A 26,483-nucleotide genomic window follows, 5' to 3' on the forward strand; every position below is an offset into this window, starting at 1 on the left:
ATTCTAAGTTACTAAGATTTTTTTCTTTGAACTTAAAATCGAAGCAACTCAGAATCTTAAAAAAAATAAAATTAAGCCACTAAGAAGAAAAACTTAGAACCTTAGCAACTTAGAATCTTAGAACCTTTTTAAAAAATAAAAATGAAATTAAACATAGCCCTTTTAGCCGGAGACGGAATCGGACCAGAAGTAATAAATGAAGCTGTAAAAGTATCTGATGCTATTGCAAAAAAATTCAATCACGAAATCACATGGACTCCTGCTTTGACTGGAGCTTGTGCAATCGACGCAGTTGGAGTTCCTTATCCAGATGAAACACACGAAATTTGTATGAAAGCCGATGCGGTTTTATTTGGAGCAATCGGACATCCAAAATATGATAACGATCCAAGTGCGCCAGTTCGTCCAGAACAAGGTTTATTGTTGATGCGTAAAAAATTAGGATTGTTTGCTAATGTTCGCCCAACATTTACTTTCCCTTCTTTAATTGACAATTCTCCACTAAAAAGAGAAAGAATTGAAGGAACTGATTTGGTTTTCTTAAGAGAACTAACAGGCGGAATTTACTTTGGAGAAAAAGGAAGAAAAGACGGTGGAGAAACTGCTTTTGACAATTGTGTTTACACGCGTGCAGAAGTACAACGTTTAGCTAAAAAAGGTTTTGAATTAGCTATGACTCGTTCTAAAAAATTATGTTGCGTTGATAAAGCCAACGTTTTGGAAACTTCACGTTTATGGAGAGAAACAGTTCAGGCTATGGAAAAAGATTATCCAGAAGTTACGGTTTCTTACGAATTTGTTGATGCTGTTGCCATGCGTTTAGTTCAATGGCCAAACTCTTATGATGTATTAATTACAGAGAATTTATTTGGAGATATTTTAACTGACGAAGCTTCTGTAATTTCAGGTTCAATGGGATTAATGCCTTCTGCTTCTGTTGGAGAGCATACATCATTATACGAACCAATCCACGGATCTTACCCACAAGCAACGGGATTAAATATTGCAAATCCATTGGCAACAATTTTATCTGCAGCCATGATGTTCGAAGATGCTTTCGGATTAAAAGCTGAAGCTGATGCTATCAGAGCTGTTGTAAACAAATCTTTATCAGAAGGTGTTGTTACAGAAGATTTAGCTTCAAAAGGAGCAAAAGCGTATAAAACTAGCGAAGTTGGTGACTGGTTAGTTGCTAATTTGTAATAATAAAAGAAATCGTAGAGGCGCACAGCAGTGCGTCTTCTCAGTATGTTAGACGCACTGCTGTGCGCCTCTACAGAAAAATTACCGCATAAAAAAAAGGGATCAATTTTCATTGATCCCTTTTATATATTTAGAAAAAAATATTAATATCCTCCTCTGTTACCACCACGGTCATTTCCACCACGGTTGTTTCCGTAACCTCCGCGAGAATCACCTCCACGGTTGTTATTGAAGCTTCTTCTTTCACCTTCAGGTTTCGGTTCAGATTTATTAACAACAATTGAACGACCTTGAACAGTAGCACCGTTCAATTCATCAATTGCTTTTTGAGCTTCCGCATCGTTTGGCATCTCTACGAAACCAAAACCTTTGCTTCTTCCAGTAAATTTATCAGTGATAATTTTAACTGAATCTACTGCTCCATAAGCCTCGAAAGACTCTCTTAAATCTGCTTCCTCAATACTGAATGGAAGGCTTCCAACAAAAATGTTCATATGTACTTATTTATAATATGTAGCAAATGTAGTCTTATTTTTCTGTAATCTACTATATATTAGTTTATTTATGTTTTTATTTAGATTTCAAAACCTATAACAACAAAAGCAAATAAACTTTAAACAGAAAACTTAAAATAATACACTTGGGCCAATTGGAACTTTATAAAAAACACCTTCTGTAAAATTAACTTTCGGATTATCAACATCCGTAGTGTTCGAATTTATGGCAGTAAATTTAAATGTACCCGAAACAGTATTATTTTCAGCATCATAATCCGTAATTACAATTTGGCCGCTTCCTTTTTTTGTTCCAGTCGAAAAATCACTTACACGTTCTGGAAAAGTATTTGCATAAGATGCTTTTGAAACATCATTTACACCTAAAATATACGTTTTTTCTAAATTAGAAGGCACTTGTAATGTAACTTTTTCATAACCTAAGGAACCTTCAATAATTAAATTACCATTTGTAGAAAAATAAGCTTTATGAGCGACAGCTCTCCAAAAAACATTGTCTTTTAAGCCTTGAAATGCGGGATTATTAAATTTTATATCTTCAGTACAAGAAGTAACAACAAAAAGAAGCAATAAAAAATAAAAGTATTTTTTCATATTTCGTGGATTTGATGCAAAAGTATTGCATTTGAAATAAATATCTAAAATTTCAACTCAAAAACAATAAAAAAAGGACTGAATTTCTTCTTAAAAAGAATTAATGCCTTTTAAAACGTTTAATTCATAAAAAAATTATATCTTTGCGCCCTTAATTAACAGAGGTCGAGTACCTCAAAATTTAATCATAAGATTATGTCAGTAAAAATTAGATTACAAAGACACGGTAAAAAAGGAAAACCTTTTTACTGGGTTGTAGCTGCAGATGCACGCTCAAAAAGAGATGGTAAATACTTAGAGAAAATCGGTACTTACAATCCAAACACTAACCCAGCAACTGTTGAGTTAAACCTTGACAGCGCAGTTAAATGGTTACACAATGGTGCTCAACCAACTGATACTGCAAGAGCTATCCTTTCTTACAAAGGTGCTTTATTGAAACACCACCTTGATGGAGGTATCCGCAAAGGAGCTTTAACTCAAGAGCAAGCAGATGCTAAATTAGCAGCTTGGTTAGAGGCTAAAGCAGGAAAAGTTGATGCTAAAAAAGATGGTTTATCAAAAGCGCAAGCTGATGCTAAAGCAAAAGCTTTAAAAGCAGAAAAAGAAGTTAACGCTAAGCGTTTAGCTGCTGCAGCTCAGGCTGAAGCTGATGCTATCGCTGCTGCATCTGCTGCTGAGGCTACTGAAGAAGTTGCTGAAGTTGAAGCTGCAACTGAAGAAGCTCCGGCTGCTGAAGAGAATAACGAAACAACTGAAGCATAATTTTACTTAGCGATAATGCGTAAAGAAGAATGTTTTTATTTAGGTAAAATCGCTAAAAAATTTAGTTTCAAAGGTGAAGTTCTGATCTATTTAGACACAGACGAACCTGAGTTATACGAAAATCTGGAATCAGTGTTTGTTGAACACAACAAACACTTGGTTCCTTTTTTTATTGAAACAAGCTCTTTACACAAAGGCGACTTTTTAAGAGTTCGTTTTGAAGATGTAAATTCTGAAGAAGATGCAGACGCCTTAGTTGGCAACTCCGTTTATCTTCCTTTAACAATGTTACCAAAACTTACAGGTAACAAATTTTATTTCCACGAAGTTATTGGTTTTGAAATCGAAGACCAACGCCTAGGTGTTTTTGGAAAAATAACTTCTATAAATGACTCATCTGCGCAACCACTTTTTGAAGTTTTAAACGGTGACGTAGAAATTTTAGTTCCAATGATTGACCATTTCTTGGTGAAAATTGACCGAGAAAACAAAAAAGTAATCATGAACCTTCCTGAAGGTCTTGTGGAAATGTACCTATAAAAAGTTTATTTGTTTAATCGGTTAATTGTTTAATCGAAAAATGAACTTTCTTATTAAAATCTTTCTTTATAAATTATAAATCAAATGTTTCAGTTCAAACAATTCTCTATTAACCAAGATCGTTGTGCAATGAAAGTTGGCACTGATGGCGTTTTATTAGGTTCTTGGTCTCCAATTCATCATAATCCGTTTAGTGTTTTAGATATTGGTTCAGGAACTGGAATTATTGCTTTGATGCTTGCACAAAGATGCAATGCTGAACAAATTGATGCTCTTGAAATTGATGAAGACGCTTACGAACAAGCCGTTGAAAATTTCGAAAATTCTCCTTGGGGTGATCGCTTATTTTGTTTTCATGCTGGTTTAGATGAATTTATTGAAGAACCGGAAGACGAATATGACCTGATTGTTTCCAATCCGCCATTTTATGCTGAAGATTATAAGACAGAAAATGAACAACGTGATTTAGCAAGATTTCAAGACGCAATGCCTTTTGAAGAAATTGTTGAAGCTGCTGATTTATTACTTTCAGAAAATGGAATTTTAGCAATCATTATTCCTTTTAAAGAAGAAGAAAAATTTATCGCTCTAGCTAAAGAATCAGAATTGTTTCCAATAAAAATTACTCGCGTAAAAGGAACTCCAAAATCAGAAATCAAACGCAGTTTATTGGCTTTTAGCCGAAATGAAATTTCTGAAATTGAAATCGATGAATTAGTTATCGAAATCGACAGACATGTTTATACACCTGAATATATTGAGTTGACTAAAGATTTTTATTTAAAATTTTAAACCTGCTCAAATATATTTTTGAACTGATATAATATTCTTTCGATTAATCTTAAATCTTCTGTTACGATTTCAGCTCCTCCTTTCATTTCTTGCTGAAATATAATCTGCTTTTTATATGAAGTTTCGAGTCCGTTTGGCAAAGCAACATCAAGCAGTAAATTTCCATCTTTGTCCGGCACAAGCGAAATATTTTTAATTTCTCCTTTTAAAACTCCAAATTCGCGATCAGGATAATTTGCCAGACGAATATTTACGCGCTGTCCAACTTTTATTTTTCCCGAATTCAAGGCTGGTGCTTTTACTTTTCCGATAAAACCATTTTTTGCATCAGGAATAATCGAAAACACATTATCGCCCACATTAATTGTTTGGCTTTCATTCCAAACCTGCAAAAAAGTAACCACACCGCTTATAGATGATTTCAGTGTATAAGCCAGCTCCCAATCTTTGATGACTTTTTTTAGCTGATAAAAAGATTGTGCCACATTACGTCCTAAGTTCACTTCTTCCTTAGTTCCGCTTATCTGAGACGTCTGACTCAATTTTGTATTATCAATCAAAGCCGATTTCAACTGCGAAATCGAAGATAAAAGTCCCTTGTAACTTTTCTGGGCTTGTAAGTAACCTAATTTTTTTGCTTCCATTTCCTGCGCCGAAATGATTCCTTTATTGAATAAGGTTTCAAAACGGGCTATTTCATTCTTTTGAAGCTGCAATTCGCTTTCATTAATTATTTTTTGCTGTTGAAGAATCTCAAGTCTTTCCTTGATTTGGATTTTTTCAGAAACCTGTGCTCTGTTTTCGACTTCAAAAGGCTTAAGGTTTTCATTCAGCTTCTCTGCTTCGTAATCCTTTTGAAAAACACCAAAAGCGCTTTCAATTTCGCCAAGCTGAACATTTTTCAATAAAGCAAATGGAAATTCCTTATTTGAATCATTAATATTATAATTATCGACAATGCCTTTTAGTAAAAAAACATCTTTGTAATTTGCCGTGTTCTCAATAATGGCAAGAGTTGTGTTTTTAGCAACTAAGGCCTTATTTTTGACCAAAATAGCTTCAATACGACCAGATGACTTCGAAACAATTTTCTCTGGCGGAATATTAGTCGTAATTATGATTTCGGTATTTACTACATCTGGGTATTTTACAAACCAGGAAACAAAAAACAACATCAGTATGATTGCAAAAATGAGAACCGTCCCCCATCTGATCATCCAGTGTGGTACTTTAGTGAGAATGTCCTGAACTTCCTCGCTCCTTAATTCTATTGCATTATAATCTTCTGCCATAATTTAATTCCCTAATTGCAGTTGGTTTTTAACTAATTCAAAATAATTTCCTTTTTGCTCGACAAGCGCAGAGTGATTTCCTATTTCAATGATTTTTCCTTTATCTAAAACTACAATCTGATCTGCGTTCATCACTGTACTTAATCGGTGTGCGATGACAATAACGGTTTTATTTTTAAAGAAAATATCTAATTTTTCCATAATCTCTTTTTCATTATTAGCATCCAGAGCTGAAGTTGCTTCATCGAAAAACAGTATTTCTGGATTTTTATAAACCGCCCTCGCAATGAGCAAACGCTGTTTTTGTCCCGTGCTCATTCCTGTCCCTTCTGCACCAATTTTTGTGTTGTATCCAAGAGGAAGTTCGCTCACATATTCTTTAATATTAGCTACATCTGCAGCATAAAGCAAGCGTTGTTTATCAATTTTATCAACACCGATAGCAATATTATTGGCAATTGTATCACTAAAAATAAAGCCTTCTTGCATGACTGCTCCTATATTTGAGCGCCACGCTTTTTGAGAAATATTCCTCAATTGAGCATTACCAATTGTAATTTCTCCTTTTTCAGGTTCATAAAATTTCAAAAGAAGCTTCATTAAAGTTGTCTTTCCACTACCACTGGTTCCCACAATCGCCGTTACTTTATTGGCCGGAATTGTCAGGTTCAAATCTTTCAAAACAGGAACATCTGATCCTAAATAGCGATAATTGAGATCCTTGATGTTAATATCACCATCATACGGAACATCGTTTGATTGATGATGTTCCTGTTGGGTTTCATCTTCTTTTTCATGAATTTCAGACAATCTTGCTAAAGATATTTTAGCATCCTGAAGTTCTCTCACAAATTCAATAAGCTGTGTAATTGGTCCATTCAAACTACCAACAATTGAACTGATTGCTAGCATCATTCCTAATGTTATTGAGCCGTCGATCACCAATTTAGCCGAAAGAAAGATGATAAAAATATTTTTCAATTCATTAATTACCGATGAACCAATAGTTTGCGTTTGCTCTAAAATCAATCCTTTTATCGAAACCCTAAATAATCTTGCCTGCACATACTCCCAACCCCAGCGTTTTTGCTTCTCGGCATTGTGAAGTTTGATTTCCTGCATCCCATTAATAAGTTCCATTACTTTGCTTTGTTCCTGAGAAACTTCTGCAAAACGTTTGTAATCTAAAATTTCTCTTCTTTTCAAGAAAAGTGTAATCCAGCCAAAATAAAGAATACTTCCAGCAAAAAAGACTAAAAAAATCTGCCAATTGAAATACGCCAAAACTGCACCTAAAACAAACATATTTATAACCGAAAATAAAACACTCAGAGAAGATGTAGTAAGAATTTTTTCGATTCGGCGATGATCATTAATGCGTTGCATGATATCTCCCGTCATTCTTACGTCAAAAAATGAAATTGGAAGATTCATCAACTTGATGAAAAAATCTGAAATTAGCGAAATATTGATTCTAGTGGAAAGATGCAACAATATCCAGCTTCTAATGAGTTCCAGACCTGTTCTTCCGGCAAAAAGAAACAATTGCGCAAAAAGAATCAGGTAAATAAAATGAAGATTTTGATTTTGTATCCCGACATCAACAATACTTTGTGTCAAAAAAGGCACAATTGCCATTATCATACTGCTTGCCAGCAATCCGATGCTCAACTGTATCAAATACGATTTATAACGCAAAACATATTGCGACAGCAAACTAAAACCTAAGCCTTTATTGTCTTCTTTATCAAATTCAGATTGAAAGAATTTTGGAGTTGCTTCCATCAATAAGGCAATTCCTTCACTGGTAGAATCATCAGCATTGTTGCCGATCCAGAATTTTAAGAAATCCTCTTTGTTGTATTCAATCACGCCAAAAGCAGGATCTGAAATATAATAAATTCCTTTTTTTATTTTATATAGTACAACATAGTGGTTTTTATTCCAATGCAAAATAGCAGGCAACGGCGCTTCATCTAATTTTTCAGCACTTAATTTTACGCCCAATGTTCGAAAACCAATTTTCTCGGCGGCATCACTCAAAAAAAGCAAATTGCTTCCTTCACGAGTTGTTTCGCTGCTGTCGCGCAACTCCTGAATATTGATTGTTTTTCCGTAATGTTTAGCTATTATTTTTAAACATGTAGGACCGCAATCTTTAACGTCGGCCTGTTTATAATTGGGGAATTTTTTCAATTCTAGTATTTGAGTTTGTTTATAGCAATATTATACAAAAATTCTTAAAAAAAAATAAAAAGCAACGACTAAATTATATTGATTTGCTTCGAAATAATTAAAGTTTTTATTTTCTTAAAACTCTTTTACAAAATAGATTTATTTATTGATTTAAATTATAAAAACAAAAAAGCTTTGCTAAATAAATAGCAAAGCTTTCTAGTATTATTTAGTATAAAATCTAAGAGTCTGCTGGGCATTTTTGATCAATAATATCAGCGCAATTTTGGCCTTCACTAGTATGTATAATTGCTAAAGGAATCTGCGATCCTGGACAATAACAAACTACAATACCTGGATCTCCTCCTCCAATTATATTTTTTCTTTCATTAATACTTAAAATTTCAATCCCGGCTAAACTTTTTAATTTTTTCATAATTGATTTTTGTTTGATTTTTAATAGGTTAATTCATTTTGAACAATGTAATTGTATTTACTTTTTCTTAGATTTTTAAAAATTTGCCAAAATTTAAAACAATGTCAAAAAGACATCTTTATTTTAACAAGTTCACTTTATCTAAAATGCTTATTCACATGGTTCGTTAGGATCTGTCACGCAAATCCAATAAGCTGGCGAAGTTGCTGTTCTCGGACATCTTTTAGCAGTAGTGTTTGGTTCGCAAACCGGTGCGTTACCACCTTTAAGTCCTAGTTGCTCTTCTTTACTTAATTCAGTAGCTCCATGTAATTCAAAAATTTTCTTTAACATAATGTGGCTTTTTTGGGTTTTGTTAATGCTTCAATCCTTTTAAGACATTTGAAGCTTCTGTCTTTTCTTTTAAATCGTATTTCAGATAAGATAATTTTAAAAAAAAAAGCAGCTAGAAATGTTTTTCTTACTGCTCAAAGTATTTCAATTATTCGATAATTTTAATTTCTCTAGGATCTGCCACTGGTTAACCTAACCAAATAAAATCAACGCAGCGGCCAATTTCCTGAGAATCCCAACACCAATCATCAATATTGGGATATTTGCTCAATGTTCCACGATCGAGCGCCTACAAATTCAAAAAAAAACATGACTAAATTTTTGATAAGGCTTTATATTGTTTACTTAATAAATTTCATTTTTAGCAACATAAACGGCTTGTCTGGCAAATTCCTGGTAAAGTATCCATCGGACAAACTCCACCGGCCGGTATTAAAACACATCCTGCCTCTATTGCATTAATCCAACATTCAGGAATACCTCCTTTTATGGTTTTTTGCTCCGTTTTACTGATTTTCTGAGCATGTTCCAGACTTAAAATTTTTCTTATCATAAATTTTTGAATTAATTTTTGATTTTCTATTTCTAAAACATCCTGCTTTCAGTAATCAACTTCGTTTTAGCCTTTTTACGGCCTGAAAACATTAGCCCATTACCAAAGCGTCAGAATAACTCATTTCTAACGCAAAATAGTCTGTACAGTCTTCATATGACATTGCTGACACATAATCCCATGCGTTACACTTAGACACATTCTCTTTTGCATAATTGCCAAGAATCAATTTTTGTTCACTGGCAGTTATTTCCTGTGTTCCTTCTAGATTTAAAATATTCTTTAGCATAATCTTCAATTTTTAGTTTTCCTACATTTATTCAAAACAACAACTTATTTTTATTCTTTCATTCTTGTGAAATGCAGAGAAGCTTTTAAACTTCTCCGCACTGTTTATTTTCATGGGCATTTATAATATCCTCTCACAGCATCCCAACACATTCCAACTTCAGGGTAGGTTCCGCCTGCAATATTTTTTTGTTCCTCTTTCGATAATTTTTTAGTACCCTCTTTTTTTAAAAATTTTTCTAACATCATTTGTGGTTTTTGTTTCTTGATTATAGGCCTTCAATCATTTTAAGACACTTGAAGCTTATGTCTATCCCTGCGCAGGAATTTATGGGTGCCGCTAAGCTATTTTTTCCAAAACTTCAACTTCTTCAGCAAAATCGTTCAAGAAGTATTTTAGTTCGCTCAGTTCATATTCGTTTGGAAACAATTTTTCGTTTACAATTTTGACTGGGGTATAATTAAAATTATTTTTAGAACACCACTCGTACTGTTTGTTGATTTCTTGACTTATTAAAATGCTGACAGGTTCAACATGCCATTTTTTAAGCCATTTTTTAAGACTCATTTTTTTAATATGCCAATCTGAAATCGCTTCAACTGTTTTTCCAGGTGTTGCTCTGTTGATTGTCAAAATTCTTTCGACAATTATTTTATATGGATTTTCAGTGTTTTCCGGATTAATATTGAACAATACATTCAGATAAATTTTATCTGGAAATCTTAAAACTAGATCAAATGCTTCGTGAAATGTTTTATGACAATGTCCGCAACTTGGACTTATGATTATTGATAATTTGATTGCCGCGCTTCGGCTTCCAAAATTCAAACCTCTTAGCTCTTCCAATCCATCTGGATAAGGCACTTTTTTAGCCAGGAAGTTTAATAGCGAATAATTTCTTTTGAATTTTTTCAGTTCTTTTAGTGAATTTTCGCTATTTAAAACATTTTTAATCATTGGTTTCACTGCCAACCAGATTGGTATAAGGAGTGCCAAAGAGAAAACAAATGGAAAAATACTTTCGAAACTGAAACTCAAAGTGAATAAATCTGATGAAAACCAGATAAAACTCTGCATAAAAATCAAAAATGAAACTACTAAACACATTACGCACCATTTTTGAAGTTCAAATTTTTGAATCCAAATAGACGATACTATAATTGGTATTGCAAGCAAGCTTAAAAAACCAACGAAAATCGCTGAATTTAAAGGCTGAATTAATATTGCTATTAAACTTGATGTAAAGAACATTAGTGGCAAATCAGAGAAATTAAATACCTTGTTTTCTGTTCCTTCACTAGAATTAATTACAGAGTTGCAGGATGAATTTGAACTTAAACTGCAAAATTTTGATATAATGCCGTTTTTAAAGCCCAATTTTTCCTGTGCAATAAAAACACTCACAATAAATCCTAATGTTGATGTTGTTAGGAAAAACACGCTAAAAGCATCATATGAATTATAGAACAACGACAATCCGATTACGAATACGAACGGAAGACAATACTTCAACCAGCTCAATTCTACTTTTAAACTATCTCTTGCTATAACATTATTAGGTTCAATAGCTACAATTACTCCATTCCAGTCTAAAAGGAATTTTTCATACGCTATTTTTTGTGCTCCTTTTTTAATTGTAGTTATACGAACATAATTTTTAGCCTTTTCTACTAATGCAAGTTCTTCTTTAAAATAAGCTAAAAAATTTGAAGGCAAATCTACTATTTGTTCTTTCGGAACTCTGATGGCTGCATTTTCTATCGATAATAAATCTAACGAATCTGTTATCGCAAATAAACTTGGATAATTAGGATGAGACAAAAACAAATCCTTGAACTCATTTTTGATGTCTGAGTATCTATTTATTTGTAGAAATTTTTGGACTAGTTTTAACATCGTTTTCGATTGCTTTAAATCATAATTACAGTACAAATATTGTGGTTTTTATCGAGAAAAAGTGACCTTTGGTAGACATTTTATCAATTATACTACATACAATTTATAAATTATACCAGTCATAGATAAACTTATAATTTATTGAAAATCAAATATTTACAACGATTTTTTTTGTTCTAAAATTGTCAAAACCCAAATCTCGACAAAGCGTTTTCCTTTTTATCTAGCTTTGAATATCAATAATCCTAATAAGTAAAATCATGGCAAATAAGACATTAAAATTCGAAGATTTTGAAGCCGAAAAATTATCAAAAAATGAGCAAAAATTAGTTCACGGCGGTGATGGTGAAGATTACCCTCCACATGAACCAGGAAAAGATGGAAAAGGAGGAAACGGATAATACTTTTTAAAAATCAATTTATACTTAAAAATTAAAAATATCATGAAGAATACAAAAATGAAAATTGAAGATTTTGAAACTTTAAAATTATCTTCAAATCAACAAAAAGCCGTTCGCGGAGGAGATGGTGAAACAGATGTCAAAAACGAACCGGGAAAAGGATCAACAGGAAATGGATAAAACCATTTTTTATAACGAAATAAAATATTTACAGCTAAACTAAAATATCCAGTTTAGCTGTATTTTTTTTTAGAATCAGGAAATAACATTAATTATTTTTTTCCAGCAAAATAGTATTTCTAAATATTACTTGCAAACTGAGCTGGAGAAACGCCTGTTCGTTTACGGAATGATTTTGCAAATGAAACTGCATTTTTAAAACCAACACTTTCGGCAATAGCTTGTGTAGAATATTTGCGGTACATATGATTGGTAATCATTTCATTGATTACATAATTAATTTTAAGCTCATTTGAATATTCTCCAAATGATTTACCAAATCGTTTATTCACTACATAGGACAAATAAGTTGTATTGGTTTTGATTTTCTTAGCCACATAAGGCAACGTAAAATCGGCATTAAGATATTCGAGTTTATTTTCAAGTGCCAATAATTTTTCGACAATTTTATTTTCCTTGGCTTCGTCGATACTTAAATTAGCATTTTCCTTTTTAAGCTGAATTTCCTCAGTCTCTAAGTTTTCAGTAGCTTCTACTAAAATTGGAGGATTTTCTTTTTTCTCCAAATTAGCTTTAAACTCCTCAATTAAAGCATTCATTTTTTTATGTGCCTTATTCTTGTCTCGAATGTTTTTTATCAGAAAAAATACAATTCCTAAAACAAGAAGTACATAAAACACTTTTAGTGCTTTACTTATTAAAACATCGTATTTATATTTTTCCTGAATAGTAAGCATTTCCGCGCTCAAATCTTCTACACCTAATTTATAATTTACTTCTTGAGCTTCGTCTCTAAATTTTGTCTGAGATTTTTCATAAGCATTCAAGTAAATTTTAGAATGTTTATAAGCTTCTTCTGGTTTGTTGAGTGCGCTGTAGATCTTAGCCTGAAGGTAATTTGATTTCAAAAAACTTTCATCCAAAGTGTTATTTTTCAACGAAATAGAATCTACTTTTTTTAAGCAAACTAAAGCCTTCTCGTATTTTCCCATATAAAAATACAAGTCTCCTAAATTATAATTAGCAGTATGATAAAAGCTTTCCGAATTATTTTGCTTTGCTAAAAACAAAATATCATAATAGATTTTTTCAGCATTTTTATTGTCACTTTTCATTAGGTAAATATTCCCTAAACTCATTTTAGCGGCAATTTTATTACTAGTGAAATTTTGAGAATAAGTAACGGCTTTTTTATAAAAATACTCAGCCGAGTCAAGCAAATACTTTTTATCTTGATTTTTCATAAAATAGCCCTCGTAAGAGCCACCTAAATCCAAATTAATGTTGCTTTTACTATTTTGAAACTGATCCCTTGCGTAAACCCTTTCATTTTTATCAATGAAATCGTTGTTTTGCCTTAAATTTTTAATAGATAATTGATAATTTCCAACCTGTTCATTAACAATTGCAATATTGCTTTTGAATTTAACAATTTGAATAACGTCTTCAACTTTAATAGAGAACTTGATACCTTTTTGATAATTTTCAATTGCAGCACTTAAATTGCCTCTTTTCCATTCGGTCAATCCTCGAAAATTATAAAGATAAGCTGTGAGTTTGGTTTTTTCTGGAGATTCAGGCATTTTGTCTAAATACTGAAATGCTTTTTTATAACTTTCGTCAGACTTAGGAATATTGCCCTTCATTTGGTACAAATAACAAGCTGCACCATTAGCAAATGCCAGGTGCTTATTATCGTTTGATTTCATCAATTCTCTAGTATATGCAAGACCTCGATCGACATTGTCATTAAAACTGAATCGAATTTTGTCTTGTAGGACTAAGTATTCCTGTTCGCTAATTTGAGTTTGTTGGGCAAAACTCGTATTAAGAACAAGAAAAAATAAAAAAGAGATGATTAGCCTCATTAATTTGTTTTTGGATTCCAAAAATAACGCATATATTTTCAATATACTAAAATTTATTTGCCATAGTCTTGTTAATTTTACAACAAAATTAAAAAAATATAACAATTTAGCTTTGTTTTGTTATATTTTTATTGCGTAAATTTGTTTTTGTAAAACATATCAAAAATGAAACCAGATTTATTTCAAGCACCAGATTACTACAACCTTGACGATTTGTTAACTGACGAACATAAACTAGTTCGTGAGTCGGCACGCGCGTGGGTTAAAAGAGAAGTTTCTCCTATTATTGAGGAGTATGCACAAAGAGCAGAATTTCCAAAACAGATTATTAAAGGACTTGGAGAAATTGGAGGTTTCGGGCCTTATATTCCAGTTGAATATGGCGGTGCTGGTTTAGACCAAATTTCATACGGTTTGATTATGCAGGAAATCGAAAGAGGTGATTCTGGAGTTCGATCAACCTCATCAGTACAATCATCTTTAGTAATGTATCCAATTTGGAAATACGGAAACGAAGAACAACGCATGAAATATTTGCCAAAACTGGCAACCGGAGAATTCATGGGATGTTTTGGTTTAACTGAGCCAGATCATGGTTCTGATCCTGGAAGTATGATTACCAATTTTAAAGATATGGGAGATCATTATCTTTTAAATGGTGCCAAAATGTGGATTTCAAATGCTCCATTTGCAGATATTGCTGTGGTTTGGGCAAAAAATGAAGAAGGAAGAATTCACGGTTTAATTGTTGAACGCGGTATGGAAGGTTTTACAACTCCTGAAACGCATAACAAATGGTCGCTTCGTGCATCATCTACGGGAGAATTAATTTTTGATAATGTAAAAGTTCCAAAAGAGAATCTTTTACCAAATAAATCTGGATTAGGCGCACCGCTTGGCTGTTTAGATTCAGCTCGTTACGGAATTGCGTGGGGAGCAATCGGTGCAGCAATGGATTGTTATGATACAGCTTTACGCTATGCTAAAGAAAGAATCCAGTTTGGAAAACCAATTGGAGGAACACAATTACAACAGAAAAAATTGGCCGAAATGATTACCGAAATCACAAAAGCACAGTTATTAACTTGGCGTTTAGGTGTTTTGAGAAACGAAGGAAAAGCAACAACGGCTCAAATTTCAATGGCAAAACGTAATAATGTTAATATGGCAATTGAAATCGCACGTGAAGCAAGACAAATGCTAGGCGGAATGGGAATTACAGGTGAATATTCAATTATGCGTCACATGATGAACCTTGAAAGCGTAATCACTTACGAAGGAACTCACGACATACATTTATTGATTACCGGAATGGATGTAACTGGAATTCCAGCATTTAAATCATAAACAATTATTAAAGTATATACAAAATCAATTTAAAAAGCTTCTCTTAATCGAGAAGCTTTTTATCTTTGCAGCAAAATTTACATAAATGAATATTGAAACTATAAACAATAGCATTCAACCTCAAAAAGACCAGCTTTTAAACCACTCTTTATACGGCAAAATTCAAAATATTGATGACTTGCACAGTTTTTTAGAAAATCATGTTTTTGCTGTTTGGGATTTTATGTCATTGCTAAAAGCTTTACAAGCCAAACTTACGTGCACAACAACACCTTGGTTCGCCACTAAAAACCCTGAAACAAGATATTTAATCAACGAAATTGTTCTTGCAGAAGAAACCGATTTAACGATTGACGGAAGAAGACAAAGCCATTACGAAATGTATCTTGAAGCAATGGAAGACTGTGGCTCTGATACAACCGGAATCAATAAATTTTTAGCCGAAGTACATTCGCTTCACAATATTTTTGTTGCTATCAAACAAAGTTCGCTTCATCCTGATGTAAAAGCTTTCTTAGACTTTACTTTTAGAGTAATTGAAGAAGGAAAACCACACCAAATCGCTGCAGCATTTACTTTTGGAAGAGAAGATTTGATTCCGAGTATGTTTACTGAAATCCTGAAAAACTTTCAAAAAAATCTTCCAGAAGTTGATTTAGCAAAATTGCTTTATTATTTCGAAAGACATATTGAACTTGATGCCGACGAACACGGACCAATGGCAATGCAAATGATTACAGAATTGTGCGAAGACGATGCTCAAAAATGGAAAGAAGTCGAAGAAGTTTCCATTTTAGCCTTAGAAAAACGAATCGGACTTTGGAATGCCATTGAGGAAGAAATTCTTTTAAAAGCTGAAATGGTCTAAAACCGAATTCAAATATTTAACGTAACTATTTGTTTAAGATGTTTACAAACCTAATTTATCCAAATTATGAAACTGCATTTCAAACAAATAGTTATTGTCATCTTCTCGATATTTGTGAGTTGCAGCGCTGATCAATCAGATTCAGAGAATACCACTGTTCCGCCGGCAACAACTCCGCCAACGACAGAAGTTCCAACTACGCCAATTTCATCATCTATAAAGTATCTTGCTTTAGGGGACAGTTATACTATTGGCCAAAGCGTTTGTGAAACTTGCCGATATCCTGAACAGCTCAAAACCAAATTACAAACAATTTATCCCGAAACTGCTTTTTCATTAAAAATTATTGCTCAAACCGGTTGGTCAACAAGTGATTTAATTTCGGCAATAAACACTCAAAATCCCGATTCCAATTATGATTTGGTTACACTTTTAATCGGTGTAAATAATCAATATCAACATCAGGATTTCTCGGTTTATGAAAAAGAATTTCCGCAATTACTCAACAAAGCAATAGCGCTTGCAAAAGGCGACAATAAAAATGTAATTGTTCTTTCAATTCCAGATTACGCCTATACGCCCTTTACGAAGAATTATACGGATGAGAACCGAATGAAAATTTCAAACGAATTAAATAATTATAATTCTTTTGCGGAGCGTTATTGTATCACAAAAAATGTTGCATTTATTTCAATTACTGATATTACAAGACAAGGTCTTAACAATCCAAGCTTAGTGGCTTCAGATGGTCTTCATCCTTCAGAACAAGCTTATAAAATGTTTGTAGAGCGAATGCTGCCGAAAGTCAAAATGGTTTTGCAGGATTAGCATTTATATCTTTAGGAGCAGAAAAATCAGTTTTCAAAACACGTTTAGTCCCGCTATCCGCTATATCTTTTATGGTCTCGTTAAAGAAACGAGACCATAAAAGGATACCGCTTCTATCGGGGCTAGACTAGATTTTTTTGTTTTTTCAAGAAAAATATACCTACTTTAGCAAAAACAGATTAGCCTTAGAATAGATTAAATTCATGCAAGTTTCACCTCCAAAAGAGTTATCGCCTTACATCAAACATTATCTGTTTTTAGATAATACAGAAACTGCTGTGCAAAAATTTCGTTTATTTTCTGATGGTAATACCGGCCTTGTATTCTCCGTAAAAAGCAAGCTGATTTCTGGAATTAATAAATTTAATGCAAAAGATTATCTACCAACTTCTTTTTTATACGGACAGCTAAATGGTTTTAAAGATCTTTATTCTGAGAATGAAATAACGTTAATCATTGTTGTCTTTCAACCCAACGGAATCCATCAATTATTAGGAATTCCTGCCAATGAATTTCACGATGCTATTATTCCTGTTGAAGATGTATTTGACCAAAAAATTACTGTACTTCAGGAAAAATTATCTCAACAAAACAATCAATTGCGAATTGAACTTTTAAATCATTTTTTTACATCAATGATTACTGCAAAACCGATTTTAAATCAGTTTATAATAGATAATTCATTAAATTTTATCATCGCAAATAAAGGTCATTTTTCTATAAACCAATTGGTTCAATACACAGGTTATACTGGAAGACATCTTGAAAGAAAATTCAAAGAATGCATCGGATTAAATCCAAAGAAATTTGGTAATGTTGTAAGACTGCATCACTTCCTAAAATTATTAAAAGACAAACCTGACAATACTAATCTAACAACAATTTGTTACGATGCCGGATTTTCAGATCAATCACATTTAATAAAAGAATTTAAAAAACATACCGGAATAACTCCGAAAGAATACTTATACACCGGAAAATTAACCAATAACCTTATAAAAAGATTTTCCGTATAACATTCTAAAATGTCGGTTTTGTACAATTTTTAAAATATTGCCGATGCTATTTTTGACTGAAATTAATAGCATGCAATATGAAAAATCTAAAAATAGCCACAGCCCAATTCGAAAACAAAAGCGGTGACAAAAACTATAATTTATCTGTAATAGAAAAACTTTCTCAAAAGGCATCTCAGGAAGGCTGCGATGTGATTTCATTTCATGAATGTTCTATAACCGGATATACATTTGCAAGAAATTTATCAAAAGATCAAATGTTGGACTTGGCAGAACTAATTCCGAGTGGAGAAAGCATTCTAAAATTGGTCGAAATTGCTAAAAATAATAACATTGTAATATTAGCCGGGCTCTTCGAAAAAGATAAAAATGACAATCTATTCAAAGCTTATGTTTGTGTGGATAAAAATGGTTTAGTTGCCAAATACCGAAAATTACACCCTTTTATAAATCCGTATTTAACGCCTGGAGATCGTTATTGTATTTTTGAAATTGAAGGCTGGAAATGTGGCATTCTAATTTGTTACGATAATAATATCATAGAAAATGTACGTGCTACAAAACTTTTAGGAGCCGATATTATTTTTATGCCTCACGTAACCATGTGTACTCCTTCTACCCGACCTGGCGCTGGTTTTGTTGCACCTCAACTTTGGGAAAACCGCGAAACAGATCCAACTTCTTTACGATTAGAATTTGACGGAATGAAAGGCCGCGATTGGTTAATGAAATGGCTTCCGGCAAGAGCTTACGACAATGCAGTTTATGCGATATTTTCAAATCCTATAGGAATGGACGATGACCAATTAAAAAACGGCTGCTCTATGATTATTGATCCTTTTGGAGATATTTTAGCCGAATGCAGAACTTTTGACGATTCTTTCGCAACGGCTGTACTTACTCCGGAAAAATGCATTCAGGCTGGAGGAAATCGCTATATAAAAGCTAGAAGACCAGAATTGTACAAAGATATTATTGGTCGAAATCACAAATCAGAACAAAATGTAGTCTGGCTGAAACCAGTTGCAAAAGAATAAAATCAAAAACAACTAAATTTTTCAGCACTTAAAAATAAAATTCTCAATCATAAAAAGAAAGAAAAAACTTAATAATAAATAAGTTTCCGTTTTCAGTAATAACGCTAGTTTTTTTATTATAAATACACTTATAACATTTAAAACAAACACTTTAAATTTAGTTAGGTTATATTTGAGTAAATGCAATAGAAAACATGAGCGAAAAAAAAAATATTCCTACTGATGGTTTTGCTCTTCCAGAAAAAAATAAAGCAAATCATAATGACGAATTATTGTTCGTCAATAAAAAACTTTCCCAGCAAATAGAAGAGCGGAAAAAACGTGCCGCAGAACTAATTATTGCTAATATCGAATTAGCTTACCAAAATAAAGAGAAAGAGAATCGCGCCGCAGAATTAGTTATAGCAAACACTGAACTTGCATACCAAAACAAAGAAAAAGAAAAACGCGCTGCCGAACTTGTTATTGCCAATACTGAACTGGCCTATCAAAATCAGGAAAAAGAAAAACGTGCCGCAGAATTGGTTATTGCCAATGCCGAACTTACTTTTCAAAATAAAGAAAAAGAAAAACGAGCAACTGAATTAATATTGACAAATAATGAACTTGAAGCTTTTACCTACATTTCAAGTCATCATTTACAAGAGCCTTTACGAAAAATCCAGGTTTTTACAGACAGAATAAATACAGATGAGCACCAAAATTTAACTGAAAAGGGGAAATTCTATTTAGAACGTATCGAAGTGGCCGCCTCTCATATGCAAGGACTTATAAATGATCTATTAACGTACTCGCGCACAAATGTAACCGAAAAGAAATTTGAAAACGTTAGTATTAATGAAGTTATAAATAAAGTAATAGAAGATTTAAGTGAAGAAATCGATCTAAAAAAAGCCATTGTAAAAGTATCCGGAAATTGCAGTGCCTATATAATACCATCACAATTTCATCAACTTATATGCAATTTGATAAGTAACTCTCTCAAGTTTTCAAAACAAGGAGAAATACCTCGTATTACAATAGAAAGCATTTATACCAAACAAAAAACAAAGAATCTTCCGTCATCATCTGATTACTGTCATATAACAATCAGCGATAATGGTATCGGGTTTGAACAGCAATTTGAAAGTCGTGTTTTCGAAATGTTTCAGCAACTTCATAGCAGAGCAGAATATAAGGGAACTGGAATTGGTCTTACTATAGCAAAGAAGATTGTAGAAAACCATCAAGGAATCATTACGGCAACAGGCAAATTAAACCATGGCGCCAAGTTTGATATTTATATTCCGGTACTATAAAAAAACCTCCTGCAAAAATCGCAAGAGGTTTTTTATTTTAAAAAGTATATCCTAATCTTATATGAAAATAAGGTGTGTATTGATTTCTGTTTGTCGAATTACCATCTGCATTTGTTGCATATCCGTTATAATAATTCGATTTTAGGAAAACGATTCGGTAACCAAGACCTGCTCCTCCTTCGTAAGTAAAATGTTCACCAACCACACGTCTGAATCCCCACGTTGGAACAATGGCTAAATCAGCTGTTTTTGTGATATTATCATCCAAATTCAACACAAACCAATCAGGGTGATAACTTGTTTTTAATGATACGTAATTACCGCTGTTTTTTGATATATTTTTCCCAGTACGTCTTCTTTTACTCAAATTGTAATACAACTTCGGCTCTAAAGTCAGCACAGGTTGAAAAATAAAACCTGCTCCATCATACTGATCTCCTACTGCAATATCATGCTCAATTCCAATTTCGCTTCTTAATACAAAGTTATTTACAAGTCGGCTTTCATTGTTAGCCCAAAGACCAATAAAACCTGTCTGTACTCCAAAAATCGATTTTTCAGCGGTCGCATTTTGTGCGCTTAAATTTAAATTTACTCCTAAAATTACCAGTAAGAAGATTTTTTTCATTTACAATTTACGTTAAGGTTTAGACATTAAAAAACCTGTAAAAATTAATCTACAGGTTTTAACTTGAAATTCAGCAGAAAGGAAGGGATTCGAACCCTCGATACAGTTACCCATATACTAGCTTTCCAGGCTAGCTCCTTCAACCACTCGGACACCTTTCTTTGTTGGTCTGCAAAGAACACAAAAAAAAATGGTTTTTAAAAACAAAATCTGCAACTTAAATGCTTTTTCTAAATTCTTCCATAAACAACTTTACGGCTTTTTTTTGATAACCGCCTATTGTCAGCATAAAAGCTTCTCTTTTGGTCGCCACTCCTGTAATTTGTATCGCCTTTAGCTGATCCCAGCCTTTTAGCGCCATTTCTGCAACAATTGTCGCCCAATCACTGTTTTCTACCATTTGTAATAATGCGTGTATCGAATGCAACTCTATTGAGATTTTAGGTTTCATGTTGAATTTTTGAAATAATTCTTCAACAAATTCTCTTGAATTCGAGCCTTTTCCGGGCAAAACCAGCGGAATTTCTTCTATCTTTTTAAAAGCTATTTTATCTAAAACGGCTAAAACATGTGTTCTCGAAACCGCCAAAACCATATGAGAGGTAAACAAAGGGATTTTCTGAATGGGTAGCTCAATTTCATGCGATGAAATAACCAAAACGACGTCTAGCTGGTTATCAAGAAGTTTTTGTTCTAAAGCTTCAGTTGTTCCATATTCAACAACAATTTTCAGATTCTGATATTTTTTAGCAAATGCATTGACAACCGGAAGAATCAATAAACCAAAAATATACGTAACGCCTATTCGCAGTTCACCTCCAATCATTTCATTTAAATCTTCGATTGCTTGTTTTCCGTTTTCTACATTTTCGACTACTTTTTTGGCGTGAATCAAAAAAACAGAACCCGCTTCTGTCAACTGCACTTTTTTGCCAATTCGCTTAAACAAAGGCAAACCAAGCTCTTCTTCCAGTTTTTTAATTTGTTGCGAAAGGCCAGATTGCGTTACAAAACACAATTCGGCTGCTTTTGTAAAATGCAATACTTCAGCCGTTTTAATAAAATATTCAAGTTGATATAATTCCATATTGATAAGTTTAAATACTTATTATCAGTAAAATTATTAATTTTTCTAATGTAATCATAATCCCGACCTTTGTATTAAATATTACAAATCATGTTTAAAGCATTAAAATCTAGAAACTTCAAGCTCTTCTTTTACGGACAATCCGTTTCAATTGTCGGAACCTGGTTGCAGAAAACTGCTGTCAGCTGGATGGTTTATAGTATAACCGGTTCCGTATTTTTATTAGGTTTGGCTACATTTTTAAGCATGATTCCGTCTTTATTTCTTGCACCATTGGCTGGAAGTGTTATCGGAAGATATGACCGACACAAAGCCATGATTTTATTGCAGTCATTAGCCATGCTTCAGGCTGGGGCTTTGGCTTTATTGCTTTATCTAAAAATCTACAACATCAATTTTATTTTGGCATTAAGTCTTTTTCAGGGAATCATAAATGCATTCGACATGACCTGCAGACAAACTATGATGATAGATATCGTCGACGATAAAGAAGATTTGCCAAACGCCGTCGCATTAAACTCAACTTTGAACAATTTTGCCCGAATTGCAGGTCCTGCGCTTGCTGGAATTATTTTGCACAATTATGGTGAAGACATTTGTTTTATTGGAAATTTCCTGAGCTATATTCCGGTTTTAGTTTCTCTTTTAATGATGAGAATCACACCGCACATCAAAGCTGAAGATAAATTTAAAATGCTTGATGATTTTCTTGAAGGTTTAGATTATGTAAAAAAAGAAACCGAAATGGCAAGAATGCTTTTAATGCTAATGTGTAGTAGTTTGTTCGTTATTTCATTCAATACTTTGATGCCAGTTTTTGCGAAAGATATTTTTAGCGGAAATGCACAAACCTTCAGTTGGTTTGAAAGCGCTGCCGGAATCGGTTCAATTGTATCAGCAATATATTTGGCTAACCTTAAAAAAGCCGACAATATGAACAAAATAATGATCGCAGCGAGTTTATTATTAGGCTTTAGCATTATTATACTTGCCTACTCAAATAGTTTGACTATAGCGCTTATTTGTATGGCTCTGAGCGGCGTAGGAATGATGGCGCAAACCTCATCTATAAACATTTATGTTCAGACACAGAGTTCTGTAAATATGCGTTCCAGAAGTATCAGTTATTATTTAATGGCTTATCAGGGAATGATTCCTGTGGGAAGTTTAATTATCGGTTACGTTTCTCACATTATAGGAACAAGAAATACGGTTGCTATTCAGGGAATAATATGTATTGTTTCGGTGATTGTTTATGTGTATTATAAAAAACACACTACTTCTGAAGATTTAGAAACTTGTCCGGTTCCTTACAGAAATTCTAAAGATTAAAATTAAAAAATCCCAGATTCTAAAAATCGAAATTTTGAATCTGGGATTTTTAATTAGAATTTTTTTCTACGAAATTTCTCCGCGAAGCGCAGTCTCAAAAATATCTTTAAACTCGTTTTGTGGAATATTATGTCCAAGCAAATACATCAATTTTGTAATTGCGGCTTCTGTAGTAATGTCTTTCCCCGAAATTACTCCTAAAGATTTCAAGGCTGTACTGGTTTCGTATTGTCCCATATTCACGCTTCCGCCTGAACATTGTGTTACGTTTACGATATGCATTCCAGATTTGATCGCTTTTTCAATTAAATTTAAAAACCAATCTTCAGTCGGTGCATTCCCTGAACCGTAAGTTTCCAAAACAATTCCGCGTAAACCTTGAGTTGACAAAATTGAAGCCAAAACGATTTCGCTCATTCCCGGGAACATTTTGATGATGGCAACATGATTGTCTAAGTTTTTATGAACGATCAGTTTTGCATCTTTATTTACTGGAAGAAATAAATGTTTGTTTAATTTTAAATGCACTCCAGATTCTACCAATTCAGGATAATTTGGCGCTGTAAAAGCTCTGAAATGTTCTGCATTTACTTTAGACGTTCGATTACCTCGGTATAATTTGTATTCAAAATACAAACACACTTCTGTGATAACCGGTTTTCCATTCTCTAAAAGAGATGCTATCTGAATTGCTGTAATCAGGTTTTCTTTTGCATCGGTACGCAAATCTCCAATTGGCAATTGCGAACCTGTAAACACAACTGGTTTGGCTAAATTCTCCAGCATAAAACTCAATGCCGAAGCCGAATACGACATTGTATCTGATCCATGAAGAACAACAAAACCGTCGAAAGAAGCATAATTTTCCTCAATCATTGTGGCAATTTTTGTCCACATTTGAGGATTCATATTCGAAGAGTCAATTGGATGTTCGAATGAAATCGATTCGATTTCGCAATCCAATTGTTTAATTTCTGGAATTTTCTGAATTAATTTACCAAAATTGAATGCTTTTAGCGCTCCAGTTTCAAAATCTTTGCTCATACCGATGGTTCCTCCGGTATAAATCAATAGTATTTTAGCTTTAGATGACATCTTGGTATTTTAATTTATTGACAACAGGATTCGCATACATCGCTAAAAATCCTTGTCTTGTCACAGGATTATCGCTTCCGATTCTCATTTCTAAACGACGTTCAAAAAGCTGTTTTTCGTTCTCTTTGTATTTGTGAGCAAATTTGTCTGTTTCGTTTAAAATATCGTAAGCAATAAAATTAGTTGGCCATAATTGATAGTTTTTCAAAATAACATCATCAATAGTTTGCGCCAAAGCCTGAACTTGCTTGTTTGCATTGTCATTCTCGACCACAATCTGATCGATTTCTGTATCTAAAACATCACCAACAGAAATATGTATTCTTTTTTTAGTTCCCATGATACCACTCAAAATGGTCATGAAATCTTCATTTTTATCTTTTACGTAAACTTCGTTGTTTGCTTCTGCCATTAATTGCGGCATTTTCAAAACATCTGTCGGATCATATTCATAAGAAATAGAAACCGGAACGATTTTTAATTTCTTAAAATAATCCATTAAGTTTTCTTCATCAGACCCCATTCCGATCATTTTCAAAACACCTGGATTGGTTTCGTCATTTCCGTCTTTTGTTCTTCCTTCTCTTTGAGCAATCCAAACCGAACGATTTTCGCGAAGCAATAACTGTCCCATATATTCCGAAAGCAATTTAGAACTTTGCAACATTTCACGAGGCGTTAATCCTCTTAAAACTAAAAAGTTTCTGTTTAATTTTGCTAAAGTTGCTAAGAAAGCTTTCTTTACTAAATTATCTCCAATTGCCGAAGCGGTCATTACCAAACCATGTTCGAACAAGCAAACATTTAGTAAAGTAGTATCCAAAAGAATATCTCTGTGATTCGAGATAAATAGATAAGAAGTATTTGGTTCCAATTTTTCAAAACCTGAAGTCGTTAAACCTTCAGAGCTTTTTTCTAAAACCTTTTGGATTGTATTGTAAATAAAATTGCATTGAAAATCACGAATAGAATGTGTTTTTCTTAATTGATCCTTCCAAACCTCATCTTCTACTTCCGGAAAAGTAAAGTTCATCATGGTTTTCATCATAGGATGATTTACAACATCATGAAGGGCTTCATTTATTTCGGAATCATAAAACGGTCGAATGGCATCAAATCTCTGCATTATTTATTTGGGTTTAAGTGGGCAAAAGAACAAAAAAAAAATTAAAGTTTTGTAAGGCGTGGGTTAAATCCCAAAAACGTCTTTTGAATTTTGAGTCGTAATTACTGCAATTTCTTCGGCAGAAACTCCATAAATATCGCTTAATTTGGCAATAACATTGACTAAATAACTACTTTCATTTCGTTTTCCTCTATACGGAATTGGCGCTAAATACGGCGAATCTGTCTCTAATACGATATGTTTTAAATCAATTTGGCTTAAAAACTGGTCGATTTTTCCGTTCTTAAAAGTGACAACTCCACCGATTCCCAACTTCATATTGTAAGAAATCGCGCGTTCCGCTTGCTCTAAAGTTCCGGAAAAACAATGAAAAATCCCAAATAAATCATCAGATTTTTCTTCCTCAAGAACATCAAAGATTTCGTCGAAGGCTTCTCTACAGTGAATTACAATAGGAAGTTTGTATTGTTTTGCTAACTGAATTTGTCTTTTAAAAGCAATTTGCTGCTCTTTCAAATGTGTTTTATCCCAATACAAATCAATTCCGATTTCACCAACGGCATAGAATTTTCTTTTTGATAATTCAGTTTCAACGTGCTGCAATTCGTCCAGATAATTGTCTTTTACATATGTAGGATGAAGTCCCATCATTAAAAAGATATTTTCTGGATAGTTTTTCTCCAAATCGTACATAGACTGTGTTGCAGCAGCATCGATTGCAGGAATAAAAAAACGTGTAATTCCTGCATCTATGGCGCGCTGAATCATTGCGTCACGATCCTGATCAAATTCTTCTGAATATAAATGTGTATGTGTATCGGTAATAATGAGTGTCGAATTCAATTGTCTAATTTTTTAAAGCTGTCAAAATTACGACAATATTAAAAGAATAGCAATTCCATGTGGGATGACACAAGGATTTAACGGGTTTAGCTTTTGCAAAAGCGCTGATTAAAACGGATTTTATTAACATTTTTGTCAAGCTGAGC

The 26,483-nt window shown here is 33.2% G+C and carries 29 protein-coding genes, 1 tRNA gene and 1 pseudogene; 13 read left to right on the plus strand and 18 right to left on the minus strand.

Annotated features, from left to right (window positions below; all coding sequences use genetic code 11):
- The first annotated feature begins 141 nt into the window (after nt 1–141).
- Nucleotides 142–1,203, plus strand: coding sequence for a 3-isopropylmalate dehydrogenase (leuB, locus tag GQ47_RS05730; RefSeq protein ID WP_035646087.1), 1,062 nt, complete (start codon nt 142–144; stop codon nt 1,201–1,203).
- 143 nt (nt 1,204–1,346) lie between these two features.
- Here the strand turns inward: leuB and GQ47_RS05735 are convergent, their stop codons facing one another.
- On the minus strand, nt 1,347–1,697 hold the full coding sequence (locus GQ47_RS05735) for an RNA recognition motif domain-containing protein (protein WP_035646091.1): 351 nt from the start codon (nt 1,695–1,697) through the stop codon (nt 1,347–1,349).
- 132 nt (nt 1,698–1,829) lie between these two features.
- Entirely contained in the window at nt 1,830–2,312 is a 483-nt protein-coding gene (locus tag GQ47_RS05740; RefSeq protein ID WP_035646093.1) for a DUF6252 domain-containing protein, read from the minus strand.
- A 195-nt stretch (nt 2,313–2,507) separates the two neighbouring features.
- Here GQ47_RS05740 and GQ47_RS05745 point away from each other — a divergent pair, with 195 nt between their 5' ends.
- The 3 genes from GQ47_RS05745 (at nt 2,508) to GQ47_RS05755 (ending at nt 4,409) form a co-directional block, all read left to right on the plus strand.
- On the plus strand, nt 2,508–3,077 hold the full coding sequence (locus GQ47_RS05745) for a 30S ribosomal protein S16 (protein WP_035646095.1): 570 nt from the start codon (nt 2,508–2,510) through the stop codon (nt 3,075–3,077).
- Nucleotides 3,078–3,092: 15 nt separating this feature from the next.
- Complete coding sequence (gene rimM / locus GQ47_RS05750; RefSeq protein ID WP_035646098.1) at nt 3,093–3,617, plus strand: ribosome maturation factor RimM; 525 nt, start codon at nt 3,093–3,095, stop codon at nt 3,615–3,617.
- 84 nt (nt 3,618–3,701) lie between these two features.
- Nucleotides 3,702–4,409 carry a tRNA1(Val) (adenine(37)-N6)-methyltransferase gene (locus GQ47_RS05755; protein WP_035646102.1) on the plus strand — a complete coding sequence of 236 codons (708 nt, stop codon included), beginning with the start codon at nt 3,702–3,704 and terminating at the stop codon, nt 4,407–4,409.
- Here the strand turns inward: GQ47_RS05755 and GQ47_RS05760 are convergent.
- The 8 genes from GQ47_RS05760 to GQ47_RS05790 all read right to left on the minus strand — a co-directional run bounded on the left by GQ47_RS05760 (nt 4,406) and on the right by GQ47_RS05790 (nt 11,383).
- Nucleotides 4,406–5,701 carry an HlyD family secretion protein gene (locus GQ47_RS05760; protein ID WP_035646104.1) on the minus strand — a complete coding sequence of 432 codons (1,296 nt, stop codon included), beginning with the start codon at nt 5,699–5,701 and terminating at the stop codon, nt 4,406–4,408. The genes GQ47_RS05755 and GQ47_RS05760 overlap by 4 nt on opposite strands.
- Before the next feature lie 3 nt (nt 5,702–5,704).
- Nucleotides 5,705–7,897, minus strand: a complete 2,193-nt coding sequence (locus GQ47_RS05765; protein ID WP_035646105.1) for a peptidase domain-containing ABC transporter — start codon at nt 7,895–7,897, stop codon at nt 5,705–5,707.
- 220 nt (nt 7,898–8,117) lie between these two features.
- Complete coding sequence (locus tag GQ47_RS05770; protein WP_035646108.1) at nt 8,118–8,312, minus strand: hypothetical protein; 195 nt, start codon at nt 8,310–8,312, stop codon at nt 8,118–8,120.
- Between the two features lie 150 nt (nt 8,313–8,462).
- Nucleotides 8,463–8,645, minus strand: coding sequence for a hypothetical protein (locus GQ47_RS05775; protein WP_035646109.1), 183 nt, complete (start codon nt 8,643–8,645; stop codon nt 8,463–8,465).
- A 361-nt stretch (nt 8,646–9,006) separates the two neighbouring features.
- Nucleotides 9,007–9,198: a hypothetical protein gene (locus tag GQ47_RS05780; protein ID WP_035646111.1), complete on the minus strand. Its 192-nt coding sequence runs from the start codon at nt 9,196–9,198 to the stop codon at nt 9,007–9,009.
- Between the two features lie 91 nt (nt 9,199–9,289).
- Nucleotides 9,290–9,487, minus strand: coding sequence for a hypothetical protein (locus GQ47_RS05785; RefSeq protein ID WP_035646115.1), 198 nt, complete (start codon nt 9,485–9,487; stop codon nt 9,290–9,292).
- 110 nt (nt 9,488–9,597) lie between these two features.
- A complete protein-coding gene (locus tag GQ47_RS23585) occupies nt 9,598–9,735 on the minus strand; it encodes a hypothetical protein (protein ID WP_193745209.1) in 138 nt (45 codons plus the stop codon).
- 91 nt (nt 9,736–9,826) lie between these two features.
- On the minus strand, nt 9,827–11,383 hold the full coding sequence (locus GQ47_RS05790) for a vitamin K epoxide reductase family protein (RefSeq protein ID WP_035646117.1): 1,557 nt from the start codon (nt 11,381–11,383) through the stop codon (nt 9,827–9,829).
- A 260-nt stretch (nt 11,384–11,643) separates the two neighbouring features.
- On the opposite strand from GQ47_RS05790, the gene GQ47_RS23415 reads away from it, so the two are divergent.
- Nucleotides 11,644–11,784, plus strand: coding sequence for an rSAM-modified peptide (locus GQ47_RS23415; protein ID WP_152560995.1), 141 nt, complete (start codon nt 11,644–11,646; stop codon nt 11,782–11,784).
- Between the two features lie 42 nt (nt 11,785–11,826).
- Nucleotides 11,827–11,964, plus strand: a complete 138-nt coding sequence (locus GQ47_RS23420; RefSeq protein ID WP_152560996.1) for an rSAM-modified peptide — start codon at nt 11,827–11,829, stop codon at nt 11,962–11,964.
- A gap of 119 nt (nt 11,965–12,083) precedes the next feature.
- Here GQ47_RS23420 and GQ47_RS23845 read toward each other — a convergent pair whose 3' ends face one another.
- Together GQ47_RS23845 and GQ47_RS23850 are read right to left on the minus strand one after the other, a co-directional pair.
- Nucleotides 12,084–12,341: a helix-turn-helix domain-containing protein gene (locus GQ47_RS23845; RefSeq protein ID WP_371199621.1), complete on the minus strand. Its 258-nt coding sequence runs from the start codon at nt 12,339–12,341 to the stop codon at nt 12,084–12,086.
- Nucleotides 12,342–12,911: 570 nt separating this feature from the next.
- Nucleotides 12,912–13,832, minus strand: a pseudogene (locus GQ47_RS23850) (tetratricopeptide repeat protein); the annotation flags it as partial.
- 165 nt (nt 13,833–13,997) lie between these two features.
- Here GQ47_RS23850 and GQ47_RS05800 point away from each other — a divergent pair.
- From GQ47_RS05800 to GQ47_RS05825, 6 genes are all read left to right on the plus strand, one after another.
- Complete coding sequence (locus tag GQ47_RS05800) at nt 13,998–15,179, plus strand: acyl-CoA dehydrogenase family protein (RefSeq protein ID WP_035646122.1); 1,182 nt, start codon at nt 13,998–14,000, stop codon at nt 15,177–15,179.
- 85 nt (nt 15,180–15,264) lie between these two features.
- Nucleotides 15,265–16,047: a DUF3050 domain-containing protein gene (locus GQ47_RS05805; RefSeq protein WP_035646125.1), complete on the plus strand. Its 783-nt coding sequence runs from the start codon at nt 15,265–15,267 to the stop codon at nt 16,045–16,047.
- Between the two features lie 66 nt (nt 16,048–16,113).
- A complete protein-coding gene (locus tag GQ47_RS05810) occupies nt 16,114–16,875 on the plus strand; it encodes an SGNH/GDSL hydrolase family protein (protein ID WP_035646128.1) in 762 nt (253 codons plus the stop codon).
- A 203-nt stretch (nt 16,876–17,078) separates the two neighbouring features.
- Entirely contained in the window at nt 17,079–17,891 is an 813-nt protein-coding gene (locus GQ47_RS05815; RefSeq protein WP_035646131.1) for an AraC family transcriptional regulator, read from the plus strand.
- A 77-nt stretch (nt 17,892–17,968) separates the two neighbouring features.
- Nucleotides 17,969–18,928: a nitrilase family protein gene (locus GQ47_RS05820; RefSeq protein ID WP_035646133.1), complete on the plus strand. Its 960-nt coding sequence runs from the start codon at nt 17,969–17,971 to the stop codon at nt 18,926–18,928.
- A 194-nt stretch (nt 18,929–19,122) separates the two neighbouring features.
- Nucleotides 19,123–20,226 carry a sensor histidine kinase gene (locus GQ47_RS05825; protein WP_051951381.1) on the plus strand — a complete coding sequence of 368 codons (1,104 nt, stop codon included), beginning with the start codon at nt 19,123–19,125 and terminating at the stop codon, nt 20,224–20,226.
- 37 nt (nt 20,227–20,263) lie between these two features.
- Here the strand turns inward: GQ47_RS05825 and GQ47_RS05830 are convergent, their stop codons facing one another.
- The 3 genes from GQ47_RS05830 to GQ47_RS05840 form a co-directional block, all read right to left on the minus strand.
- The gene (locus GQ47_RS05830; RefSeq protein ID WP_035646135.1) at nt 20,264–20,854 is read right to left on the minus strand and encodes a hypothetical protein; all 591 of its coding nucleotides are present in this window, start codon (nt 20,852–20,854) and stop codon (nt 20,264–20,266) included.
- Between the two features lie 74 nt (nt 20,855–20,928).
- Nucleotides 20,929–21,015: transfer RNA gene (locus tag GQ47_RS05835), tRNA-Ser, on the minus strand.
- Nucleotides 21,016–21,071: 56 nt separating this feature from the next.
- Nucleotides 21,072–21,941: a LysR substrate-binding domain-containing protein gene (locus GQ47_RS05840; RefSeq protein ID WP_035646137.1), complete on the minus strand. Its 870-nt coding sequence runs from the start codon at nt 21,939–21,941 to the stop codon at nt 21,072–21,074.
- Nucleotides 21,942–22,031: 90 nt separating this feature from the next.
- Between GQ47_RS05840 and GQ47_RS05845 the strand changes: the two genes are divergently transcribed.
- Complete coding sequence (locus tag GQ47_RS05845) at nt 22,032–23,273, plus strand: MFS transporter (RefSeq protein ID WP_035646139.1); 1,242 nt, start codon at nt 22,032–22,034, stop codon at nt 23,271–23,273.
- A 66-nt stretch (nt 23,274–23,339) separates the two neighbouring features.
- On the opposite strand, the gene GQ47_RS05850 is transcribed toward GQ47_RS05845, so the two are convergent.
- The 3 genes from GQ47_RS05850 to GQ47_RS05860 form a co-directional block, all read right to left on the minus strand.
- Nucleotides 23,340–24,368, minus strand: a complete 1,029-nt coding sequence (locus tag GQ47_RS05850; RefSeq protein ID WP_035646142.1) for an asparaginase — start codon at nt 24,366–24,368, stop codon at nt 23,340–23,342.
- A complete protein-coding gene (locus tag GQ47_RS05855; RefSeq protein WP_035646145.1) occupies nt 24,358–25,494 on the minus strand; it encodes a 1-acyl-sn-glycerol-3-phosphate acyltransferase in 1,137 nt (378 codons plus the stop codon). Before GQ47_RS05855 ends, GQ47_RS05850 begins: the two co-directional genes overlap by 11 nt.
- A 63-nt stretch (nt 25,495–25,557) precedes the next feature.
- Nucleotides 25,558–26,337: a TatD family hydrolase gene (locus GQ47_RS05860; protein ID WP_035646147.1), complete on the minus strand. Its 780-nt coding sequence runs from the start codon at nt 26,335–26,337 to the stop codon at nt 25,558–25,560.
- Between the last annotated feature and the right edge of the window lie 146 nt (nt 26,338–26,483).

Origin of the sequence: Flavobacterium sp. ASV13 (assembly GCF_000745775.1) — a bacterium.
In the GTDB taxonomy this organism is placed as follows: Bacteria; Bacteroidota; Bacteroidia; order Flavobacteriales; family Flavobacteriaceae; genus Flavobacterium.

What these genes read in the sequence shown, in the direction of transcription:
- leuB (WP_035646087.1), top strand. Translation starts at nt 142, where the DNA reads ATGAAATTAAACATAGCCCTTTTAGCCGGAGACGGAATCGGACCAGAA.
- GQ47_RS05735 (WP_035646091.1), bottom strand. Translation starts at nt 1,697, where the DNA reads ATGAACATTTTTGTTGGAAGCCTTCCATTCAGTATTGAGGAAGCAGAT.
- GQ47_RS05740 (WP_035646093.1), bottom strand. Translation starts at nt 2,312, where the DNA reads ATGAAAAAATACTTTTATTTTTTATTGCTTCTTTTTGTTGTTACTTCT.
- GQ47_RS05745 (WP_035646095.1), top strand. Translation starts at nt 2,508, where the DNA reads ATGTCAGTAAAAATTAGATTACAAAGACACGGTAAAAAAGGAAAACCT.
- rimM (WP_035646098.1), top strand. Translation starts at nt 3,093, where the DNA reads ATGCGTAAAGAAGAATGTTTTTATTTAGGTAAAATCGCTAAAAAATTT.
- GQ47_RS05755 (WP_035646102.1), top strand. Translation starts at nt 3,702, where the DNA reads ATGTTTCAGTTCAAACAATTCTCTATTAACCAAGATCGTTGTGCAATG.
- GQ47_RS05760 (WP_035646104.1), bottom strand. Translation starts at nt 5,701, where the DNA reads ATGGCAGAAGATTATAATGCAATAGAATTAAGGAGCGAGGAAGTTCAG.
- GQ47_RS05770 (WP_035646108.1), bottom strand. Translation starts at nt 8,312, where the DNA reads ATGAAAAAATTAAAAAGTTTAGCCGGGATTGAAATTTTAAGTATTAAT.
- GQ47_RS05775 (WP_035646109.1), bottom strand. Translation starts at nt 8,645, where the DNA reads ATGTTAAAGAAAATTTTTGAATTACATGGAGCTACTGAATTAAGTAAA.
- GQ47_RS05780 (WP_035646111.1), bottom strand. Translation starts at nt 9,198, where the DNA reads ATGATAAGAAAAATTTTAAGTCTGGAACATGCTCAGAAAATCAGTAAA.
- GQ47_RS05785 (WP_035646115.1), bottom strand. Translation starts at nt 9,487, where the DNA reads ATGCTAAAGAATATTTTAAATCTAGAAGGAACACAGGAAATAACTGCC.
- GQ47_RS23585 (WP_193745209.1), bottom strand. Translation starts at nt 9,735, where the DNA reads ATGATGTTAGAAAAATTTTTAAAAAAAGAGGGTACTAAAAAATTATCG.
- GQ47_RS05790 (WP_035646117.1), bottom strand. Translation starts at nt 11,383, where the DNA reads ATGTTAAAACTAGTCCAAAAATTTCTACAAATAAATAGATACTCAGAC.
- GQ47_RS23415 (WP_152560995.1), top strand. Translation starts at nt 11,644, where the DNA reads ATGGCAAATAAGACATTAAAATTCGAAGATTTTGAAGCCGAAAAATTA.
- GQ47_RS23420 (WP_152560996.1), top strand. Translation starts at nt 11,827, where the DNA reads ATGAAGAATACAAAAATGAAAATTGAAGATTTTGAAACTTTAAAATTA.
- GQ47_RS05800 (WP_035646122.1), top strand. Translation starts at nt 13,998, where the DNA reads ATGAAACCAGATTTATTTCAAGCACCAGATTACTACAACCTTGACGAT.
- GQ47_RS05805 (WP_035646125.1), top strand. Translation starts at nt 15,265, where the DNA reads ATGAATATTGAAACTATAAACAATAGCATTCAACCTCAAAAAGACCAG.
- GQ47_RS05810 (WP_035646128.1), top strand. Translation starts at nt 16,114, where the DNA reads ATGAAACTGCATTTCAAACAAATAGTTATTGTCATCTTCTCGATATTT.
- GQ47_RS05815 (WP_035646131.1), top strand. Translation starts at nt 17,079, where the DNA reads ATGCAAGTTTCACCTCCAAAAGAGTTATCGCCTTACATCAAACATTAT.
- GQ47_RS05820 (WP_035646133.1), top strand. Translation starts at nt 17,969, where the DNA reads ATGAAAAATCTAAAAATAGCCACAGCCCAATTCGAAAACAAAAGCGGT.
- GQ47_RS05825 (WP_051951381.1), top strand. Translation starts at nt 19,123, where the DNA reads ATGAGCGAAAAAAAAAATATTCCTACTGATGGTTTTGCTCTTCCAGAA.
- GQ47_RS05830 (WP_035646135.1), bottom strand. Translation starts at nt 20,854, where the DNA reads ATGAAAAAAATCTTCTTACTGGTAATTTTAGGAGTAAATTTAAATTTA.
- GQ47_RS05840 (WP_035646137.1), bottom strand. Translation starts at nt 21,941, where the DNA reads ATGGAATTATATCAACTTGAATATTTTATTAAAACGGCTGAAGTATTG.
- GQ47_RS05845 (WP_035646139.1), top strand. Translation starts at nt 22,032, where the DNA reads ATGTTTAAAGCATTAAAATCTAGAAACTTCAAGCTCTTCTTTTACGGA.
- GQ47_RS05850 (WP_035646142.1), bottom strand. Translation starts at nt 24,368, where the DNA reads ATGTCATCTAAAGCTAAAATACTATTGATTTATACCGGAGGAACCATC.
- GQ47_RS05855 (WP_035646145.1), bottom strand. Translation starts at nt 25,494, where the DNA reads ATGCAGAGATTTGATGCCATTCGACCGTTTTATGATTCCGAAATAAAT.